Origin of the sequence: Streptomyces sp. L7 (assembly GCF_050990935.1) — a bacterium.
Classification (GTDB): domain Bacteria; phylum Actinomycetota; class Actinomycetes; order Actinomycetales; family Microbacteriaceae; genus Leifsonia.
Map to the genome: position 1 here is coordinate 3981762 of NZ_CP194644.1, position 19765 is coordinate 4001526.

General features: G+C 69.0%; 22 protein-coding genes and 1 pseudogene. 16 read left to right on the plus strand and 7 right to left on the minus strand.

Annotated elements, in window-relative coordinates:
* From ACR5MH_RS20140 to ACR5MH_RS20160, 5 genes and pseudogenes are all read left to right on the plus strand, one after another.
* Entirely contained in the window at nucleotides 1–1716 is a 1716-nt protein-coding gene (locus ACR5MH_RS20140) for a PilT/PilU family type 4a pilus ATPase (RefSeq protein ID WP_431348813.1), read from the plus strand.
* Nucleotides 1716–2939, plus strand: a complete 1224-nt coding sequence (locus ACR5MH_RS20145) for a type II secretion system F family protein (RefSeq protein ID WP_431348814.1) — start codon at nucleotides 1716–1718, stop codon at nucleotides 2937–2939. Before ACR5MH_RS20140 ends, ACR5MH_RS20145 begins: the two co-directional genes overlap by 1 nt.
* Before the next feature lie 208 nt (nucleotides 2940–3147).
* Complete coding sequence (locus tag ACR5MH_RS20150; protein ID WP_431348815.1) at nucleotides 3148–3561, plus strand: type IV pilin protein; 414 nt, start codon at nucleotides 3148–3150, stop codon at nucleotides 3559–3561.
* A gap of 85 nt (nucleotides 3562–3646) precedes the next feature.
* The gene (locus ACR5MH_RS20155; protein ID WP_433862091.1) at nucleotides 3647–4063 is read left to right on the plus strand and encodes a type IV pilus modification PilV family protein; all 417 of its coding nucleotides are present in this window, start codon (nucleotides 3647–3649) and stop codon (nucleotides 4061–4063) included.
* 1 nt (nucleotide 4064) lies between these two features.
* A pseudogene (locus ACR5MH_RS20160) lies at nucleotides 4065–4151 on the plus strand (prepilin-type N-terminal cleavage/methylation domain-containing protein); the annotation flags it as partial.
* Nucleotides 4152–4183: 32 nt separating this feature from the next.
* Here ACR5MH_RS20160 and ACR5MH_RS20165 read toward each other — a convergent pair.
* Nucleotides 4184–4306 carry a hypothetical protein gene (locus ACR5MH_RS20165; RefSeq protein ID WP_433862694.1) on the minus strand — a complete coding sequence of 41 codons (123 nt, stop codon included), beginning with the start codon at nucleotides 4304–4306 and terminating at the stop codon, nucleotides 4184–4186.
* Between the two features lie 98 nt (nucleotides 4307–4404).
* A complete protein-coding gene (locus tag ACR5MH_RS20170) occupies nucleotides 4405–4587 on the minus strand; it encodes a hypothetical protein (RefSeq protein ID WP_433862695.1) in 183 nt (60 codons plus the stop codon).
* Between the two features lie 57 nt (nucleotides 4588–4644).
* Here ACR5MH_RS20170 and ACR5MH_RS20175 point away from each other — a divergent pair, with 57 nt between their 5' ends.
* From ACR5MH_RS20175 to ACR5MH_RS20210, 8 genes are all read left to right on the plus strand, one after another.
* Nucleotides 4645–6099, plus strand: coding sequence for a hypothetical protein (locus ACR5MH_RS20175; RefSeq protein WP_431348818.1), 1455 nt, complete (start codon nucleotides 4645–4647; stop codon nucleotides 6097–6099).
* Between the two features lies 1 nt (nucleotide 6100).
* Nucleotides 6101–6922, plus strand: coding sequence for a prepilin peptidase (locus ACR5MH_RS20180; RefSeq protein WP_433862092.1), 822 nt, complete (start codon nucleotides 6101–6103; stop codon nucleotides 6920–6922).
* Between the two features lie 26 nt (nucleotides 6923–6948).
* Entirely contained in the window at nucleotides 6949–7995 is a 1047-nt protein-coding gene (pilM, locus tag ACR5MH_RS20185; RefSeq protein WP_431348820.1) for a type IV pilus assembly protein PilM, read from the plus strand.
* Nucleotides 7992–8816: a hypothetical protein gene (locus tag ACR5MH_RS20190; protein ID WP_431348821.1), complete on the plus strand. Its 825-nt coding sequence runs from the start codon at nucleotides 7992–7994 to the stop codon at nucleotides 8814–8816. Before pilM ends, ACR5MH_RS20190 begins: the two co-directional genes overlap by 4 nt.
* Before the next feature lie 2 nt (nucleotides 8817–8818).
* Complete coding sequence (locus tag ACR5MH_RS20195; RefSeq protein WP_431348822.1) at nucleotides 8819–9565, plus strand: hypothetical protein; 747 nt, start codon at nucleotides 8819–8821, stop codon at nucleotides 9563–9565.
* A 101-nt stretch (nucleotides 9566–9666) separates the two neighbouring features.
* Nucleotides 9667–10845, plus strand: a complete 1179-nt coding sequence (locus ACR5MH_RS20200; protein ID WP_433862093.1) for a hypothetical protein — start codon at nucleotides 9667–9669, stop codon at nucleotides 10843–10845.
* Nucleotides 10846–10878: 33 nt separating this feature from the next.
* Nucleotides 10879–11370, plus strand: a complete 492-nt coding sequence (locus tag ACR5MH_RS20205; protein ID WP_433862094.1) for a DUF6121 family protein — start codon at nucleotides 10879–10881, stop codon at nucleotides 11368–11370.
* A gap of 81 nt (nucleotides 11371–11451) precedes the next feature.
* Entirely contained in the window at nucleotides 11452–12597 is a 1146-nt protein-coding gene (locus ACR5MH_RS20210; protein ID WP_433862095.1) for a hypothetical protein, read from the plus strand.
* 11 nt (nucleotides 12598–12608) lie between these two features.
* On the opposite strand, the gene ACR5MH_RS20215 is transcribed toward ACR5MH_RS20210, so the two are convergent.
* The 5 genes from ACR5MH_RS20215 to ACR5MH_RS20235 are packed head-to-tail and all read right to left on the minus strand — an operon-like array spanning nucleotide 12609 to nucleotide 16224.
* Nucleotides 12609–13364 (minus strand): WecB/TagA/CpsF family glycosyltransferase, encoded by a 756-nt coding sequence (locus tag ACR5MH_RS20215; protein WP_431348827.1) that lies wholly within the window; start codon nucleotides 13362–13364, stop codon nucleotides 12609–12611.
* Nucleotides 13361–14050, minus strand: a complete 690-nt coding sequence (locus ACR5MH_RS20220; protein ID WP_431348828.1) for a sugar phosphate nucleotidyltransferase — start codon at nucleotides 14048–14050, stop codon at nucleotides 13361–13363. Before ACR5MH_RS20220 ends, ACR5MH_RS20215 begins: the two co-directional genes overlap by 4 nt.
* Complete coding sequence (locus ACR5MH_RS20225) at nucleotides 14047–15105, minus strand: hypothetical protein (protein WP_433862096.1); 1059 nt, start codon at nucleotides 15103–15105, stop codon at nucleotides 14047–14049. Before ACR5MH_RS20225 ends, ACR5MH_RS20220 begins: the two co-directional genes overlap by 4 nt.
* Entirely contained in the window at nucleotides 15102–15668 is a 567-nt protein-coding gene (locus tag ACR5MH_RS20230; protein ID WP_431348831.1) for a D-glycero-alpha-D-manno-heptose-1,7-bisphosphate 7-phosphatase, read from the minus strand. The genes ACR5MH_RS20225 and ACR5MH_RS20230 overlap by 4 nt, the downstream gene beginning before the upstream one ends.
* Nucleotides 15646–16224 (minus strand): SIS domain-containing protein, encoded by a 579-nt coding sequence (locus ACR5MH_RS20235; RefSeq protein ID WP_431348832.1) that lies wholly within the window; start codon nucleotides 16222–16224, stop codon nucleotides 15646–15648. The genes ACR5MH_RS20230 and ACR5MH_RS20235 overlap by 23 nt, the downstream gene beginning before the upstream one ends.
* A gap of 401 nt (nucleotides 16225–16625) precedes the next feature.
* Between ACR5MH_RS20235 and rpsL the strand changes: the two genes are divergently transcribed.
* From rpsL to fusA, 3 genes are all read left to right on the plus strand, one after another.
* On the plus strand, nucleotides 16626–17000 hold the full coding sequence (gene rpsL, locus ACR5MH_RS20240; protein ID WP_055913929.1) for a 30S ribosomal protein S12: 375 nt from the start codon (nucleotides 16626–16628) through the stop codon (nucleotides 16998–17000).
* Nucleotides 17000–17470, plus strand: a complete 471-nt coding sequence (gene rpsG, locus ACR5MH_RS20245) for a 30S ribosomal protein S7 (protein WP_431348833.1) — start codon at nucleotides 17000–17002, stop codon at nucleotides 17468–17470. Before rpsL ends, rpsG begins: the two co-directional genes overlap by 1 nt.
* Nucleotides 17471–17608: 138 nt before the next feature.
* Nucleotides 17609–19672, plus strand: coding sequence for an elongation factor G (gene fusA, locus ACR5MH_RS20250; RefSeq protein ID WP_433862676.1), 2064 nt, complete (start codon nucleotides 17609–17611; stop codon nucleotides 19670–19672).
* The last annotated feature ends 93 nt before the right edge of the window (nucleotides 19673–19765 follow it).

A 19765-nucleotide genomic window follows, 5' to 3' on the forward strand; every position in this document is an offset into this window, starting at 1 on the left:
ATGGCAACGGACCCGACGAACGACGGCTGGAGCGTGGAGAAGGCGGCAGAGGGCCGCCCGATCTACGAGATCCCCGTGACACCGCTCGAGGCGCCCGGATGGGCGCGCCCGGTGTCCGGAGCGTTCGACGCCTTCGCGGAGCCGCTCCCGAGTTCGTTCCTGCCGCCGGAGCCCGCGCAGCCGACCCCGGAGCCCCTGCACCAGCAGCCCGCGCCGACGTACGAGTACACGCCGACCACGGCGTACGGGGTCGCACCGACCGTGCCGGAGCAGCCCGCGTACGTCGCTCCGGTCAGCGGCTATGAGCCGCCGGCGTACGAGCCGCCGATCCCGGCCCACCAGCCTCCCGCCGCGACCTACGACCCGCCCGCGTACGACCCGCCCGCGTACGAGCCGCCCGCGTACGAGCCGCCCGCGGCTCCCGCGCCGGTCGCCTCCTATGCCCCTCCGACGACGCCGCCGGTGCAGACGGTCGCGGCCCCGCCGCCCCCGGCCGCGGCTGTGCTCCAGGAAGCCGACGACGACCTGCACACGCTGACCCCGGCCGAGCGCGGGGCACTCGCCGCCGCCGACCAGGAGCTCGTCGCGGCCCTGCGCGCCGTCGTCGCGGCCCGGGCCTCCGACCTCCATGTCACTGTCGGCTCGCCGCCGATGATCCGCGTGGACGGCTCGCTGACCCCCGCCGGGGCCGCCGCGCCGTGGGGCCACGAGCGCACCAGGGAGGCGCTCTTCAGCCTGCTCGACGAGCGGCAGGAGGCCACCTTCGAGCGCGAGCTGGAGCTGGACTTCGCGTTCACCATCTCAGCCAACTCCCGCTTCCGCGTGAACGTGTACCAGCAGCGCGGCGCGGTGGGGGCGGCGTTCCGTCTCATCCCGACCGAGATCAAGGGCCTCGCCGAACTCGGCGTCCCCGAGAGCGTGTCGCACCTCGCGCAGCTCCCGCGCGGTCTCGTCCTCGTCACCGGACCGACGGGTTCGGGCAAGTCGACCACCCTCGCCGCCCTCATCGACCTCGTCAACTCCACACGGGCGGACCACATCGTGACGGTCGAAGACCCGATCGAGTTCATGCACGTGCACAAGAAGTCGATCGTGAACCAGCGCGAGGTCGGCCACGACACGCACAGCTTCGGCAACGCCCTCAAGCACGTGCTCCGCCAGGACCCCGACGTCATCCTGATCGGCGAGCTGCGCGACCTGGAGACCATCTCCGTCGCGCTGACCGCCGCCGAGACCGGCCACCTGGTGTTCGCGACGCTGCACACCCAGGACGCGCCGCAGACCATCGACCGCGTCATCGACGTGTTCCCGCCGCACCAGCAGCAGCAGGTGCGCGCACAGCTCGCCGCGACGCTCCAGGGCGTCATCTGCCAGACGCTGGTCAAGAAGGCCTCCGGACGGGGCCGCGCCGTCGCCACCGAGGTGCTCATCATGACCCCCGCCATCGCGAACCTGATCCGCGAGGGCAAGACGTACCAGATCGGTTCGATGATGCAGGCGGGCCGCGGCTCGGGCATGCACACGATGGACCAGCATCTCGCCGACCTGGTCAACAGCGGCACGATCACCCACGCGGCGGCGAACGAGAAGGCGCATGACACCGAGGGCCTCAAGCGCCTCATCCAGCGCGTCGAGTCGTCCACCGATCATGCCGCCCGGGCCTTCGCCGCGAGCGGACCGGATTACGGCGACTCCTACTCCCGGGTGGTGCGCTGATGGCCACCGTGACGGCGTACGCGTACCGCGGCCGCGATGCCACCGGCAAGATCGTCAAGGGCCGGGTCGACGCCTCCAGCGAGTCCGCCGTCGCTTCGCGCCTGCGCACGATGGGCCTCTCGCCCGTCAGCATCGCGGAGGCCGACGCGGCAGGCCTGAACCGGGAGATCAACCTCAGTTTCGGCTCCGGCGTCAAGCTCAAGGACCTGGCCATCATGAGCCGGCAGATGAGCACGATGATCGGCGCCGGCCTGTCGCTGCTCAAGGCGCTCAACGTGCTGTCCGAGCAGACCGACAACAAGAAGCTGGCGAAGATCCTGGTCGAGGTCACCGAGCAGGTGGAGGCCGGCACGGCGCTGTCCGAGGCCTTCCGGAAGTATCACGTGGTGTTCCCGCCGCTGATGGTCAACATGGTCCGCGCGGGCGAGACCGGCGGCTTCCTGGACGGCGCGCTCGACTCGGTCGCGACGAACTTCGAGAAGGAGGTCAAGCTCCGCGGCACGATCAAGTCGGCGCTGACCTACCCGGTGATCGTGCTGATCATGTCGCTGCTCTCCGTCGTCGGCATGCTGCTGTTCATCGTCCCGGTCTTCGACAACATGTTCAAGAGTCTCGGCGGCCAGCTCCCGCTGCCGACCGAGATCCTCGTGATCCTCTCCCACGCGATGGTGTGGCTCGGCCCCCTGCTGCTCGTACTCGGGATCGCCGCGGCGTGGTGGTGGGCCAAGAACAAGCACGAGGAGAAGGTCAGACGCGTCGTCGACCCGATCAAGCTCAAGCTGCCCGTCTTCGGCAAGCTCCTCACCAAGATCGCGATCGCGCGCTTCAGCCGGAACTTCGCCAACATGATCGGCGCCGGCGTGCCCATCCTGCAGGCCATCCGCATCGTCGGTGAGACCAGCGGCAACTGGGTCATCGAACGCGCCCTGCTGGCCGTGGCGGAGTCCGTCCGCCAGGGCGAGTCCATCGCGCGCCCGCTGCTCGACCATCCCGTCTTCCCGTCGATGGTCACCCAGATGATCGCCGTGGGCGAGGACTCCGGCTCGCTGGAGATCATGCTGGAGAAGATCGCGGAGTTCTACGACGAGGAGGTCCAGTCCACGACCGAGCAGCTCACGGCCATGATCGAGCCGCTCATGATCGCCTTCCTCGGCGTCGTGATCGGTGGCATGGTGATCGCGCTGTACATGCCGATCTTCCAGATCACCACCCTCATCAAGTAGCTCCGCGCGAGCCGTACCCTGCACGGGTCACGTGCGTTAGCGGCGCGCCATCGACACGCCGCAATGCCCCCTCGGTTTGGGGTCATGATCAGGCGTTAAACCCCCACTCAAGGGATTCTGGGGGCCGTTTCCGGCCCCATAACATCGTCAGCGAGCGGGGCACCTCCTCCGCCCACCCCGCATCATTCCCGACCGAACGGACACTGCAATGTACTTCCGAATCATGGGCAAGCTGAACCGCCGCCGCCAGGGGCTCCTCGAGGAGAACGAGAAGGGCTTCACCCTCATCGAGCTGCTCGTGGTCGTGATCATCATCGGCATCCTTGCCGCGATCGCGATCCCGGTTTACCTGGGCATCCAGGCCAACGCCCAGGACAGCGCCACCAAGTCCGACCTGACCAACTTCAAGACCGCAGTCGTCGCGGCTCAGACACAGAACAACGGGGTGCTACCGGCCACGGTCGCTGCCGTCGCCAACACGACCGGCACCACCGCCGTCCTCTACAAGCCGAACACCACTGCGAACCCGCAGACCTTCTGCATCTCTGGGACCAGTGCCTCGGGCAAGTCGTTCCAAATCACGGATGCGACCGCGGCAGCGGCTGGGCCGGCCTGCCCGTAATCACTGCCACTCGGGTGGGCCGGCAGTCACTTGCCGGCCCATCCCTGTTCTCGTCCACCCGATCCGACCCGAAGGGAGGTGGTACATGAACAAGAACGTGCGAGGCCTCGGGGCCCGCTCCGCCGCCGACGAGGGCGGCTTCGGCATAGCCGAGGTTCTCGTCGCCATGTTCCTCCTCGCCGTGATCGCGGTCGCCATCATCCCGATCCTCGTGCAGGGCCTCCGCCTCTCGGTCCAGAACGCGACCGTCGCGACCGCGACTCAGCTCGCGAACCAGCAGATCGAGCAGGTCAGGGGGGCCACGTCCTGCGCGTCCGTCGTCGCCGGCACCATCACCACGACATCGCACAACGTTCCGCTGAAGGCCGTACGCACCATCGGCACGAGCTGCCCGGCATCCGGATACCCGATCACCGTGAAAGTCTCGGTGAGCGTCACCCGCACCGACACCAACGCGGTCCTTGCGACCGCGAACACCTTGGTCTTCGTAACGGGCCCCTGACATGACGCAGCCGACCGATCCGCGACGCGACGACGGGTTCACCCTCGTCGAACTCGTCATCGCCGCGATGCTCCTGGTTCTCGTGCTCGCGGTCGTCGGCGCGATGATCAGCAGCCTCAGTCAGACCTCCAAAACGGTCGACTCGATGACCGCAACGTCGACGTCCGCCCAGCTCGCCGCGGCATCGGTCGAGCGTGGAATCCGCAACTCCTCAGACTTCCTGCTCACCAACCCGACAGGCACGGACCAGATGCTGGTCGCGCGCACCGCGCAGGGCGGCGCCACCCTCACCTGGGTCTGCGTCGCGTGGTACTACTCGTCTGCGAATGGGGGAGTATCCGCTATACGATGTCGCCGAGCGCGATCACGACACCGACCTCCACGACCCTGTCGCAATGGACTCTTCTCGCAACAGGCATCACGCCGACCAACGGCACCGGGATCTTCAGCGGCTCCACCCCGCAGCTCACGATCGGCTTCAACGGCCAGTCGACGGGCGCCGGCAACGTCACCATCAGCAGCACGGCCGTCAGCCGTGCAGGATCGTCTGGAACCCCCGCATGCTACTGATCTCGAGATTCGTGCGCTCCCGCCTTGGCTCCGACCGGGGCTCTGCGCTCATCGCGGTCCTCGGCGTGATGATCGTCGGCATCATCCTCACCACGCTCATCGCGTCGTCCGTCGTCTCCGCTTACGGATTCAGCTCGTCGACGCGAGCCGGCGTGCAGTCCCACGCGTCCGCCGATGCCGGGATCGCTGCGGCGCGCGCAGGGCTCTACATCAGCGGCAACTGCGCCGCGCAGCCGACCCCTGGTGTGTACACCTCGACCGGCTCACTGACCTACTCGGCGGCAGTCCAGTTCGACGCGGGCTCGGGCTGGCAGGCGGGTTGTCCGACCTCCAGCGCGAGCCGGGTCCGGATCGTCTCCACGGGTAGCCCCCAGGCATGGGGTATCTCGGGCAACACGACCGGCAACTCCCGTCAGGTCGAGGCGATCTACAACTGGCTGGTCCCCGGAGTCAAACCGTCCGGAACATCCATCGATCTCTATGGCGGCGGCCAGGTCGAGGCCAACTCGGGCTTCGACCTCTCCGAGAGCGCTGGTCTCGTCGTCCAGAACGGCAACCTGGTCTGCAACAAGAACAACTCGGTGTTCAACGGCAATCTGACGGTGGGCGGCGCATCCCCGAACGGCAACCTGACCTTCGGAGGGTCCTGCACCGTCAACGGCAACGTCGTGGTCCAAAACACGGCCACGCTGGGCAGTGGCCAGATCGTCGGCAACCTCACGGCTGCCTCGGTCTCGCCGAACCCGCCGGGGTCGACGGTCACCGGCACCTACACCCAGACCAGCGTCGCGCCTCCGATGGCCCCATGGGTCGACGTGACCTACACCCCGAGCGACTGGCGCGACTCGAACGGAAACCCGTTCCAGGTGGTGACCGCGACGACGTCGACTCAGTGCTCGTTCACGAACGGCAACCTCGGCGGCACGGCGCCGGGCAGCCCGGTGATCATCAACATGCTCGGCTGCGTCGGCGGCCCCACCGCGAACAACAACACGACCGTCTCCCTCACCAGCGATGTCGTGATCTTCGCCAACCAGTTCAACTTCAGCGGGACGAACGGGCTCTCATTCACCTCGTCCAGCTCTGCGGTGCACCGCCTCTGGTTCATCACGCCGGACAACACGCCGGATCACCAGCCCACGTGCAACAAGACGCCCCCGCTGACCGACCCGACGCACCAGGACGACTTCGTCGCGAAGAACAACCTGTCGGCGTCCGACGTCATCTCCACCACGAACGCCGTGCAGGCGATGCTCTACACGCCCTGCGCGCTGGTCTCCAAGAACAACCTGACGTGGAACGGCCAGCTCTACGCGGGCACATACAGCACTGTCATCAACAACCCGGTGTACACCTTCGCGCAGGTGGGAATCGCGGGCTACGACCTCAGTTCCGGCGCGCCGATCCCGCCCCTGACCAGCGCCCAGCCCGGCGCCATGATCTCCAACCGTGATCTGGCAGGTTGACATGCCCATCGTCGTCCTCGGCCTTTTCGGCTCCCTCATCGGCTCGTTCCTGAACGTGGTCGTCTTCCGCGTCCCCGCCGGCCGCTCGATCGTCGCGCCGCCGAGCGCGTGCGGCTCGTGCGGCGCGCGCATCCGCGGGTACGACAACATCCCGGTGATCTCCTGGCTCGTGCTGCGCGGCCGCTGTCGCGACTGCAGCGCCTCCATCTCGCCGCGCTACCCGCTGGTAGAGCTCGGGACCGGACTCGTCTTCGCCGGGATCACGGTCTGGGCGCTCGCCCGCTGGGGCACGCCCGTCGCACTGGACGCCCACACTCTCGCATCGGTGCTCGTCACCATCGCGTTCCTCTACCTCGGCGCGATCAGCATCGCGCTGGCCCTCATCGACCTGGATGTCCACCGGCTGCCGAACAGCATCGTCCTGCCGGCGTACATCGTGGGCGCGCTGCTCCTCGGAGCGGCGGCCATCCTGACAGGCGACATCGGCGCACTCGGGCGCGCGGCGGTCGGGGCGGCGGCGATGTACCTCCTCTATCTCGCGCTGGCCCTCGCCTACCCCGGCGGGATGGGCTTCGGCGACGTCAAGCTCGCCGGCGTGCTCGGCCTTTACCTCGGCTTCCTGGGCTGGGGCGAGCTGGTCGTCGGCGCGTTCGCCGCGTTCGTGCTGGGGGGACTGTTCAGCGTCGTGCTTCTGCTCGCGCGGAAGGCGACCCGGCGCAGCGGCATCCCGTTCGGCCCGTGGATGCTGACGGGCGCCTGGGTCGGTGTCGTCGCCGGCGGCGCGATCGCCGCCGGATATCTGTCGTTGATCGGGCTCGGCTAGTCCGGCGCGGTGAGAAGGGAATGAAGATGGCCTCCAGAATCGTGGGAGTGGATGTCGGCAACGACGTCATCCGCGCCGTCGAAGTCGCCGACGCCGACAAGCCCCGGCCGACCGTGCTGCGTTACCACCAGACGCCGCTGCCCGAGGGCGCGGTCCAGCGCGGCGAGGTGATCGAGCCGAACACCGTCGCCGAGGCGCTGAAGCGCCTCTGGAAGTCGGGCGGCTTCACCTCCAAGAAGGTGGTGCTCGGCGTGGGCAACCAGCGGGTCTTCGCTCGCGAGCTGACCGTGCCGCGGGCGCCCCTGAAACACATCCGCGAGTCGCTGCCGTTCCAGGTGCAGGAGATGCTCCCGGTCCCGGTCGCCGATGCGCTGCTCGACTTCTACCCCATCGCCGAGGCGGTCACCGACCACGGGCCCGGCATCCGCGGGCTCCTCGTCGCGGCGGTGAAGGAGGCGGTCGCGAACAAGGTGTCGGCTGCGAAGCTCGCGGGACTGACCGTCGTGGACGTCGACCTCATCCCGTTCGCCGTCAGCCGGGTGCTCATCTCGCGGCCCGGCATCCGCGGCGGTGTGGTCCTGATCGACATCGGCGCCAACACCACCAGCGTCGTGATGGCCGCGGACGGAGTGCCGCAGTTCGTCCGCATCATCCCGGCCGGCGGCGAGGACGCGTCCCGCGCCCTGCAGTCCGGGCTCGGCATCGACCTGGCTCAGGCGCAGGAGACCAAACGCCGGCTGGGGCTGGCCGTGAACCCGGAGCCCGCCGACCACCCGGCCGTCGAGATCATCTACCGGGCGACTGGCGAGCTGCTGAACAGCCTCCGCAACACCGTCTCGTTCTTCGCGAACACCCGTCCCGACCAGCCGATCGGCCAGATCGTGCTGAGCGGGGGCGGTTCGCATCTGACCGGCCTTCCGGAGAACCTCTCGCGGGTCACCGGGCTCCCGGTCTCGGTGGGCGACGCGCTGGCAGCGGTCAAGGTCTCATCCAAGGTCGCAGGCGGGGAGCTCGCCCGCGACCGCCTCTCGATCAGCACGGCACTCGGACTCGCGGTGGGGAGCGCAGCATGACTCAGACAGCGGAGAAGCCGGAGACGGGCCGCAGGGCCGGCAAGCGTTCTGGTCGTGAGGCGAAGGGCGATGTCGAACAGGCGGCCGAAGCCGAGACTCCCGCGCGCGGGGCGGGCAGGAAGAAGGCGAAGGACAAGGCCGGAACCGCTGCCTCGACCGAGCGCGCCCCACGGCACGACGGCATCCTGATCGGGGCCGAGCCGCGCGTCCACCTCCTTCCTCCCGAAGTCATGGCCGACCGCAAGGCCGCCGCGCTCCGAGGCAGACTCGGACTGGGTGTTGTAGCCGTCATCGCCGTCGTGGTGCTCGGCATCCTCTGGGCGACTTCGACCGCAGCTACCGCACAGCACGACTTGGCCACAGAGCAGGCCACGACACAGGGGCTGCTCAAGCAGCAGCTGACATATGCGAAGGTCCGCACCGTGCAGGACCAGGTGGACCTCATCAAGACTGCCCAGGAGGTCGGCGCCTCCACGGAGATCGCCTGGACGCCGTACCTGGAGAAGGTTCAGGCGACGCTGCCGCCGAACGTCACGATCACGGGCGTCAACGTCGACTCTTCGACGCCCATCGAGCTGTACCCGCAGTCGAGCGCCTCGTTGCAGGGGCCCCGGGTCGCGACCATCGTGTTCACGGCGCAGAGCCCGTCGCTCCCTGCGGTTCCGTCCTGGCTCCTCGCACTCAAGACGTTGCCGGGGTACGCCGACGCCCTGCCGGGTTCGGTGAACCTGGATCAGAACGGCGTCTACACCGTGACCATCACCATGCATGTCGACGAGAAGGCGTTCTCGAACCGCTTCTCGCAGAAAGCGGGGAAGTGACCGTGGACAAGAACAAGATCTGGATCGTCGGCTCTGTGCTGCTGATGGTCGTCGCTCTGGGCCTCGGCTGGTTCCTTGGCATCGCCCCTCAGCTCGCAGCCGCGGCGACCGCGGAGTCGCAGCGTGCGGACGTCCAGGCGCTCAACGCCAAGCAGGAGGCGACCCTCGCCTCGCTCAAGAAGGACTACGCCGACATCGACGCACTCAACGCCCAACTGAGCGACCTCTCCGCCTCGGTGCCGAGCGACTCGGCGATCCCCGCGTTCGTCGACGAGGTGGACGCGCTCGGCTCGGCGGCAGGCGTGACCGTCGCCGGAATCGCCGTCGCGGACGCGAAGCCCTACGAGCCGGTTTCGCCGCCCGCGCCGACCGGGGGCGCCGCGACTCCGTCCCCGACCGCGACCCCGTCACCCGGAGCGACGCCGGCGCCCACTCCGACGGCCGCTCCGACGCCTGTCGCGGGGATGCCTCCGGTCACGAGCTCCAAGCTCACGTCGGTGAACTTCTCGTCGCTGGCGGTCACTCTCACGGTGAAGGGCACGTACGCGCAGGCGCTCGCTTTCGTGAACGGCATCCAGACCGGAGAGCGGCTGTTCCTCGTCAGCGGGATCAGCACCTCCACCGCTTCGTCCGGCGGGACCGCGGGCAAGCCCGGTGCGGGCGTTGAGTCCACGACGGTGTCCGGCCTCATCTTCGTCGTGACGCCGAGCCGGCCCACCTCCACGCCGACCCCCGCTCCCTCCAAGTAGCCGCCCTCCCGCCGCACCTCCCTCGCCCCGCCGTCCCCCGTTGCTACAGTGGGCACCACATCGACAGGGTGCCCACCGGGGGCGCAGCGAGGAGTGCCAGCATGAGCGACACGACACCGGAACCCGCCGACAAGCGGGACGAAGCGGGGTCGATCGAACCTGCTTCCCCGCCTGCGACCGCCCCGGCCGAGTCGGCCGCCGCCGAACCTGCTCCGCAGGCAGAAGCCGCCCCGCAGGCCGAGGCCGCCCCGGCATCCGCCGGCGAACCGCACGACACGGACCCGGAGATGACGACCCCGCCGTCCGCGCCGGTATCCGCGCGCGGTCACCTCAACCGGTCCGCCGACGAGAACGCTGCGGAGGTGCCTGCCGCTCCCGCCTCCACGCCGCCGACTGCGGCGATCGAGCCGGAGCCCGTGACCTCTTCGCCCGACGACGTCGCGGCGGCCGTCGCGCGATCCTCCAGCGAGCCCGGCGCCACCGCCGCGGGCGACGCGACCGTGGACACCGCGTCTCCGGCGCAGTCCGCCACGCCGGTCATCATCGCGGGGGAGGCCGCACAGCAGGCGACCGCACAGCAGGCGATCGCGCAGCAGGCGACCGCGCAGCAGCAGCCGCCCGCCGCACCGCAGAGCGAGGCCACCGCCGCGCCCGTTGCGCCCGCGCAGGCCCCGCCGCCGTACCTGCCGCAGCCGGTCGCGCCGATCTTCCTGCAGCGTCCGGAGCCGCCCAAGCGCAAGAGCAACCGCGGCATCGGCATCCTCATCGCCCTGGTCGGCACCGTCGCGTTCGCCGTCCTGTGGGCGGTCGCCGTCGTCGTCGTCGGCGCGATGCTGACGCCGAGCAGCGAGTTCCTGCCGGTGCTCACCCAGTACTTCACGTCGCAGCTCTCCGGCTGGGCGCCGATCGTGGCGTTCTTCGTCGGGATGGTCGTGCTCATCCAGATCATCAACCGGGCGCGCTGGTGGGCGTACATCCTCGGCGGCCTGTTCGTCGCGGTCTTCGTCTATCTCGTCTACATCGGCGCCGAGCTCTCGGACGCGCACTACCTGTCGCGCAACGCCGAGGAGCAGGCGCTCATCCTCAGCCGTGTCTGGGTCAACCCGTTCGCGGTCCTCGCCGGCGTCATCGCCCGGGAGATGTCGGTGTGGACGGGAGCCTGGCTCGCCGCGCGCGGACGCAAGCTGAAGGCGCGCAACGCCGAGGCGCAGGCGGACTACGAGCAGCAGCTCGCGGACGCGCAGAACCAGGCCGCCAACGCGTACGCTCAGGGGTACTGACCGACCTTCCGAACCGCTTCCGAGGGGGCTCCCATGCGTGAGGAGCGTTCCTACGCCATCGTCGTCGCCTGCTTCGCCGCGGGCCTCTACCTGGCCGTCCTCGTCGCGGTGTTCGGCCTGATCTCGCTCGGGACGGACACCGAGGTGATCCCGGACCCGTCCGCCGGGCCGCTGGTCGGGCCGGTGATGACGGGCGTAGCTGTGGCCGTGCTCCTCGTCCTCCTGATCCTCACCGGGATCCGCGTGCCGGGCGACCAGCAACGCATCGCCCCGCTGAGCGCACTCGGCGCGGGTGTGGCGTGCTACCTCGCCTACTGCCTGGCCGGGGGAGTGGCGGGCTCGCTCGCGACCGGCGACGTCCTGCACTTCGTGCTGTTCGCGGCCGGGCAGCTCGGAAGCCTGTACTCCATCGCCGTCGGCGCCTCGGCCTTCCTGATCATGCTGCTCTACCAGCTCGTCCTCGTGGGCCGCTTCCGGCAGCGCGGGAGGCCGCGCTGGCCGTGGGAGCGGCCGGACGACGAGTAGCGCGCCGGGGTGACCCGAACGGGTGGACGCGGCGGTCCACCCCTGGCCGATACACTGCGGGAACCCGACAGAGAGGTTCCGATGTCCGACGCTCCAGCCCCTGCCCTCTCGGACGAAGCCGCTCTCTCCGCACCCGCACCCGAACCCGCTCTGGCACCCGCACCTGCTCCGGCTCCCGCACCCGCCGTCCCTCGCCGCTCGCGCGCGGGCCGCTGGATCGTCGCCCTCATCGCCGCAGTCACGCTCCTGGTCACTGCCGCCGGGGTCACCGTCTCGCTGTCGGCGGTCGTCGCGTTGCAGAACCTCCCGCGCACACTGGTCGCGCAGTACCTGGGCGAGCTCGAGCACGGCCGCGCGGAGGCGGCGATGAAGCTGGCCGGAATCCGTGCCAACAGCGGGGACGTGCTGCTCAACGACGCCGCGTACGCGAAGATCACCGACCGCGTCAGCTCGTTCACCGTCCAGGCCCCGGTCACCCGCGGCGCCACCACGACGGTCCAGGCGCAGATCACGCAGGGTGATCGTACGTATGATCGCTCGTTCGTGGTGGAGAAGGCCGGCGGCCTGCCCTGGCTCCCGTTCTGGCGTCTCGGCCGAATGGAGCCCGACACGGTCGACCTCATGGTGGAGGGCCCGGCGGGCATCCAGTACACGGTCGCCGGCGTGAAGCCCCAGAACATGCCGCTCGCGACGGACATCACGCTCCGCGCGCTCCCCGGCACCTACCCGGTGGAGCTCGTCTCGAAGAGCGCGAACTTCGACGTGCCGATGAGCGCGATCACCTCCACCCCGCCCGGCAGCGCCATCTCACCCACCGTGTTCACCGCCCGGCTCTCCGACGGCGGCCAGGCGGCGGCGCGCACCGCGATCAACACCTGGCTGGACGGCTGCGTCGCCTCGCACGACGCGGTGCCGGCCCACTGCCCGTTCGGCACCTTCTCGGACAGCGCCGCCGATGACATCAGCGACGTGCGCTGGCAGCTCCACACCCGCCCGGACGTCACGATCGACCCGGTGTGGACGACGGGCGGCTGGACGGTCGACAGCACGACGGGCAGCATCTCGGCGGAGGCCACGCTGACCCGCAAGTCCGACGGGGCGACCGGCCAGGGCTACACCGACCCGTGGAGCTTCGACTTCCACGGCATCCTCACGTTCGACGGCAGCGGCGCGCTCTTCACCCCGCTGATCTCGGACAGCGGGCCGGGGGCGCAGGCGGGGGCGTGAAGCGGGCCGGCTCAGTCGCGCCGGAACCGTTCGCGGAGCGCGACGGGCACCATTCCCAGCAGCCAGGGGAGGTCCTGGAGCAGGTAGCGCTTCACCAGCCGTGACGGGTCCTGCATCATCCGCCACACCCACTCGAGCCCGACCGTGCGCATGAACCGCGGCGCCCGGGGGAACTGCCCGGTGTTGATCTGAGCAGCCGCGCCGGCGCCGATGAAGACCACCTCGGGATGGCGCTCGTGAAGATCCAGCATCAGGTGCTCCTGCTTCGGGAAGCCGAGGCAGGTGAAGACGATATGCGGACGGAACTCGGTGGCGAACGCGTCGCCGGCGTCGACGAGCAGCGGGCTGCCGGCCTCGGCTATCGGGAGGTCGCCTCCGCGGACGTTGGCGTGACCGGCTTCGCGGTAGAACCGCTCCGCCGCGTCGGACGCCGCGCCGATGATGGCGATCCGGAGGTCGTCGGTGCCGGGATGGGCGATCAGTGCGTTCATCAGATCCGTCCCCGCGACGCGCGGGAACGCGCCCTTCCCCGCGATTCGGAGCAGCCAGGTGAGCGGCACGCCGTCGATGGGCCAGAAGGCAGCCTCCTGCTCGAGCCGCGGGAAGCCGACCGTTCGGAGGTGACGCGAGGTCGCCACGTTGGACGGCACGACGATCCCGCCGGCCCCGCTCGCGACGAGGTCGAGGATGCGGAGGACGGCTTGGTCCAGGTCGGCGCGGTCGAGACGCAGGCCGCCGAGCGTGGCGCGCTCCGGAGCGATCGTCATGCTCTGTCCTCCGTGAAGTGCCGGTCCGCGGCCCGATAGTCCGCCGGGACGCCGATGTCGAAGAAGGTGGGGCCGCAGCGAAGGTAGCCCGGCGACACCTCGGCGAGTCGCGGCTCGAGGAAGTCCCGCTCGAAGGACGACGCACCCGGCGGCAGGCTGTCGACCACCGACCGGCGCAGGGCGTAGACGCCCGCGTTGATGAGGCCCGGGCCTCCGGCACCCTTCTCGAGGAACCCCGTCACGACGCCGTCCATCACCTCGACGCGCCCGAAGCGCCCGGTGTCGGGCACCTCGACGAGGCCCATGACGACCGAGGAGGAGTGGAGGCCCTCGCGCAGGGCGACGAGGTCGGCATCGACGAAGGTGTCGCCGTTGACGAGCACGAACTCCTCCGCCAGCAGCGACCGTGCGTTGACGAGCGCGCCGCCGGTGCCGAGGGGGACGGCCTCCACACTGTGGCGCACCGGGACGCCGCGGTGATCCCGGCCGACCTGGTCTCTGATCGCCTGCGACCCGTGACCGGAGAGCAGAACGATGTCGTCGGCGCCGCGCTCGATCGCCCAGTCGAGCAGGTGATCCAGGAAGGGCCTCCCGGCGACCGGGGCGAGGGGCTTGGGGAGGCCGGCCGGGATCGCCCCGCTCAGCCGGGTGCCGAGACCACCCGCGAGGATCGCGAGCTGCATCATCGGCGCTCCGGTCTCGGGGCGCGCCAGCTCTCGGCGCCGTGCTTCGTGAAGTGGCAGGTCATGACCTGGCCGCCGCACTCCGACTCCAGGCTGCGGGCCAGCTCGAATCGCCGCGCGGGATCGACGAGGAGCAGGATGAAACCGCCGCCTCCGGCGCCCGACACTTTTCCGGCGAGCATGCCGTGCCGGTCGGCGATCCGGTACGCGTTCTCGATGGCGGGGGTGCTGATCTGCGAGGCGAGGCGCTTCTTGGCCTCCCAGGTGCCGCGCATCGTCGTGGCGAGGGCGGGGAGGTCGCCCATGAGCAGGTGATCCTTCATCGCCTCGGCCTCCGCCTTCAGCAGATGCGTCGCCTCGATCGCCCCGTTGTCGCCGGCCACGACGTTCCGTTGCTGCTCGACGATGACGGCGGCCGAGCTGCGCGAGACCCCGCCGAAGTACAGGAGCAGGGACGCCTCCAGCTCGGTCATCACCTCGCGTCGCACGCGCAGCGGGTTGACGACGATCCGCCCGCCAGGACGTGACTCCATGTAGTTGAATCCGCCGAACGTCGCCGCGTACTGGTCCTGCCAGCCGCCCGCGAGCGCGAGGTCCTCGCGCTCGATCTCCCACGCGAGACGCGCGATCTCGTACTGGCCCAGCGACGTCTGCAAGAGCTCGGCCAGCGCGGTCACGAGAGCGACGACGAGCGTGGACGAGGAGCCGAGCCCCGATCCCGGCGGCGCGTCGACCTGGGTGGAGAGCCGCACCGGCAGGCGCGCGCCCCCGTTGAACTCGTCCATCATCCGCTTGTAGGCGGCGACGTGGAGTCCGAATCCGTCGAGCAGCGCGTCGACGTCGTCGGTCTCGGCGTAGCCCGCCGTCTGCCGGTCGGGGGAGTGGAATTCCACGCCCGAGTCGATCAGCGTCGCGTAGGCGTACGCGTATTTGTCGATGGTCGCGTTCAGGATGCGGCCGCCGTAGGTGTCGGAGTACGGCGACACATCCGTGCCGCCTCCGGCGAGTCCGAGGCGGAGCGGGGCGCGCCCGCGCACGGTGGTCGGGGTGGAGTTCACGTCGTCACGTCCAGTGCGTAGTCGAGGAGGGTGGGGAAGCGGTGGTCGGCGGCGATCCCGGCAGCAGCGGGGTCGGAGCGATCATCGATCAGCACCCGGGCGCAGCCGCCCGTGACGGCGGCGAGGTTCTCCGCCATCTCCATGTCGGACAAGGAGTCACCGACCATGATCGAGCGGGCCGGATTCACCTCACGATTCACCGCGAGCCAGGACAGGGCGAGCCCCGGGAGAGGTTTGCGGCAGGTGCACCCATCGGTCTCCAGATGCGGGCATACGCGGATCGCGTCGACGCGCGCTCCGGCCAGCGAGACGTCGTGGAGGAACCGCGAGTGGATGCGGTCCAGGTCGTCGGGTGAGACCAGCCCTCGACCGACTCCGCGCTGGTTGGTGACGATGACGATCCGGGGCGCCCAGCCGGAGAGCAGCCGGAGGGCGTGGAGGGCGCCCGGGAGGTATTCCCACTGCCGTGCGGTGCGCACGTAGTCCCCCACGATCCGGCGGTTGATCACTCCGTCCCGGTCGAGGAAGAGGCACCAGTCGTCAGACGGCCGCGAAGAGGTCATGCTCGACGCGTTCCGAGATCGCGTGGATGAAGACGATGTGCGACTCCTGGACGCGGCCGGTATCGGACGAGGGTACATTCAGCAGCAGGTCGGCGTACTCGCGCAGCGCCCCTCCCGACTCCCCGGTGAAGGCGACGACGGTGGCGCCTTTCTCCTTCGCCGTCCTGGCGGCCCGCACGATGCTCTCGGAGTTGCCGGAGGTGCTGATCGCCACCAGCACGTCGCCGGCGCGGATGGAGCCTTCGAGGGCACGGGCGAACACGCTCTCGTAGTCGTAGTCGTTCGCCACGGCGGTCAGGTGCGAGGCGTTGCCGTGCAGTGCCTCGGCGGCGAGCGGCGGGCGGTCGAAGATGAAGTGGCCGCTCAGCTCCGCGGCGAAGTGCTGGGCGTCGGCGGCGCTCCCGCCGTTGCCGCAGAAGTACGCCCGTCCGCCGGCCCGGTACGAGCGCACCATGGCCGCGGCGATCTCGTCGCCGACTGTCAGCAGCCGCGCGTCGTCGATGATGCGGTTCTTGACCGCGATGGTCTCGGTGATGATCTCCTGAATGCTGCGCATGCAGGGAGCGTATCCCGGCCTGAGATGTGGAATCTGACCGGAGACCCCTTTCGCCCTCCTCCGCGTGCGCCGGTATCCGCTGTCGCCCGGATGCCCTTTCGCTGTGCGCGGACAGGCCGCTAGCACGCCCTCGTTCATTTGACCGCCCACCGCGCGGACGATAGTATTTATCGGGTGTGCGCTCTGACGCGCGCTTGTTGTGTGCTCGCGAGAGCCGACACCGAGCGGGCCGGCACGTACTCATCCGATGGGCGGAGAGACCGCACGGAATCACCGCCCCCACGGCATATCGGCCATCGGTCCGATACTTCCCAACTCCTGATCGCCCGCGAAGCGGGTCGCTCGGGGTGCGGGGAAAGAGCAACAACTGTCACCGTGCAGTCCATATAAGGAGAAGTTCAGTGCCAACCATTCAGCAGTTGGTTCGGAAGGGCCGGACGCCGAAGGTCACCAAGACCAAGGCTCCCGCCCTGAAGTCCAACCCCCAGCAGCGCGGCGTGTGCACCCGTGTCTACACCACCACCCCCAAGAAGCCGAACTCGGCGCTCCGCAAGGTCGCCCGCGTCAAGCTCTCGAACGGGACCGAGGTCACCGCGTACATCCCCGGTGAGGGCCACAACCTGCAGGAGCACTCGATGGTGCTCGTCCGCGGCGGCCGTGTGAAGGACCTGCCCGGCGTCCGCTACAAGATCGTCCGCGGCGCCCTCGACACCCAGGCCGTCAAGAACCGCAAGCAGGCTCGCAGCCGCTACGGCGCGAAGATGGAGAAGAAGTAATGCCTCGCAAGGGTCCCGCTCCGAAGCGCCCCGTCGTCGCCGACCCGGTCTACGGCTCGCCGGTCGTCAGCCAGCTCGTCAACAAGATCCTCCTCGACGGCAAGAAGGGCCTCGCCGAGCGCATCGTCTACGACGCGCTCGAGGGTGTCTCCTCGAAGAACGGCCAGGACGCCGTCGCCACGCTCAAGAAGGCGCTCGACAACATCCGCCCGACCCTCGAGGTCCGCAGCCGCCGCGTCGGCGGCTCGACCTACCAGGTGCCGGTCGAGGTCAAGCCGCACCGCGCGAACACCCTGGCGCTGCGCTGGCTCACCAGCTACGCCAAGGGCCGTCGCGAGAAGACGATGACCGAGCGTCTCACCAACGAGATCCTCGACGCGTCCAACGGTCTGGGCGCCGCTGTCAAGCGCCGCGAGGACACGCACAAGATGGCCGAGTCGAACAAGGCCTTCGCCCACTACCGCTGGTAGAAACTCTTCGTCGTCCGGGCGCTGCGCTCCTCGCAGTGCCGCGCCCGGGCGGCACCCCTTCCACTCTCTACTTTCCGGAGGAACCCTGTGGCACAGGACGTGCTCACCGACCTGCATAAGGTCCGCAACATCGGCATCATGGCCCACATCGATGCCGGCAAGACCACCACGACCGAGCGCATCCTGTTCTACACGGGCGTCAACCACAAGATCGGTGAGACGCACGACGGCGCCTCGACCACCGACTGGATGGAGCAGGAGAAGGAGCGCGGCATCACCATCACGTCCGCCGCGGTCACCTGCTTCTGGAACAAGAACCAGATCAACATCATCGACACCCCGGGTCACGTCGACTTCACCGTCGAGGTGGAGCGCTCGCTCCGCGTGCTCGACGGTGCCGTCGCCGTCTTCGACGCGAAGGAGGGCGTCGAGCCCCAGTCGGAGACCGTGTGGCGTCAGGCCGACAAGTACGTCGTCCCGCGTATCTGCTTCGTCAACAAGATGGACAAGCTGGGCGCCGACTTCTACTTCACCGTCGACACCATCGTGTCCCGCCTCGGCGCCAAGCCGCTGGTGATGCAGCTCCCGATCGGCGCCGAGTCCGACTTCGTCGGCGTCGTCGACCTGGTCGAGATGCGCGCGCTGGTCTGGCCGGGCGACGCCAAGGGCGACGTGACCATGGGCGCCAAGTACGAGGTGCAGGAGATCCCCGCCGACCTTCAGGAGAAGGCCGAGGAGTACCGCAACCGCCTGCTCGAGACCGTCGCCGAGACCGACGACGCGCTGCTCGAGAAGTTCTTCGGCGGCGAGGAGATCACCATCCCGGAGATCAAGGCCGCGATCCGCAAGCTCACCGTGAACAACGAGATCTACCCGGTCCTCTGCGGCTCGGCGTTCAAGAACCGCGGTGTCCAGCCGATGCTCGACGCCGTGATCGACTACCTCCCGTCGCCGCTCGACGTGCCCGCCATCGAGGCGCACAACCCGCGCGACGAGGAGCAGGTCATCCTGCGCCACGCCGACGCCACCGAGCCCTTCTCGGCCCTCGCGTTCAAGGTCGCCGTCCACCCGTTCTTCGGCCGTCTGACCTACGTGCGCGTGTACTCGGGTCGTGTCGACTCGGGCGCCGCGGTCGTGAACTCGACCAAGGGCAAGAAGGAGCGCATCGGCAAGATCTTCCAGATGCACGCCAACAAGGAGAACCCGGTCGACTACGTCACCGCAGGCAACATCTATGCGGTGATCGGCCTCAAGGACACCACCACGGGCGACACCCTGAGCGACCCGGACCACCAGGTCGTGCTCGAGTCGATGACCTTCCCGGAGCCCGTGATCGAGGTCGCCATCGAGCCGAAGACCAAGGCCGACCAGGAGAAGCTCGGCACGGCCATCCAGAAGCTCGCCGAGGAAGACCCGACGTTCCGCACCGAGCAGAACCAGGAGACCGGTCAGACGGTCATCAAGGGCATGGGCGAGCTGCACCTCGACATCCTCGTGGACCGCATGAAGCGCGAGTTCAACGTCGAGGCGAACGTCGGCAAGCCCCAGGTGGCCTACCGCGAGACCCTTCGCCGCACGGTGGAGAAGTACGACTACACCCACAAGAAGCAGACCGGTGGTTCCGGTCAGTTCGCTAAGGTGCAGATCACCCTGGAGCCGCTCGAGGTGACCCCGGAGACCTCGTACGAGTTCGTGAACGCCGTCACCGGCGGTCGCGTCCCGCGCGAGTACATCCCCTCGGTCGACGCGGGCATCCAGGACGCGATGCAGGTCGGCGTGCTCGCCGGCTTCCCGACGGTGGGTGTCAAGGCGATACTCGTCGACGGTGCGTCGCACGACGTCGACTCCTCGGAGATGGCGTTCAAGATCGCCGGCTCGATGGCCTACAAGGAGGCTGCTCGCAAGGCGAACCCGGTGCTCCTCGAGCCGCTCATGGCGGTCGAGGTGCGTACGCCGGAGGAGTACATGGGCGACGTCATCGGCGACCTCAACTCCCGCCGTGGACAGATCCAGTCCATGGAGGACGCGAGCGGCGTCAAGGTCGTGCGCGCCAACGTCCCGCTGTCCGAGATGTTCGGCTACATCGGCGACCTGCGGTCCAAGACCTCGGGCCGCGCGGTGTACTCGATGCAGTTCGACAGCTACGCGGAGGTCCCGAAGGCTGTCGCCGACGAGATCGTCCAGAAGAGCAAGGGCGAGTGACCTCGGTCGCTGCTCCCAGGCAACATCCCGTAACATAAGAAACCAATCCCGTAGACCCTCCGGTCGAAATCCGTCGACCGGGGTGTCTGCACG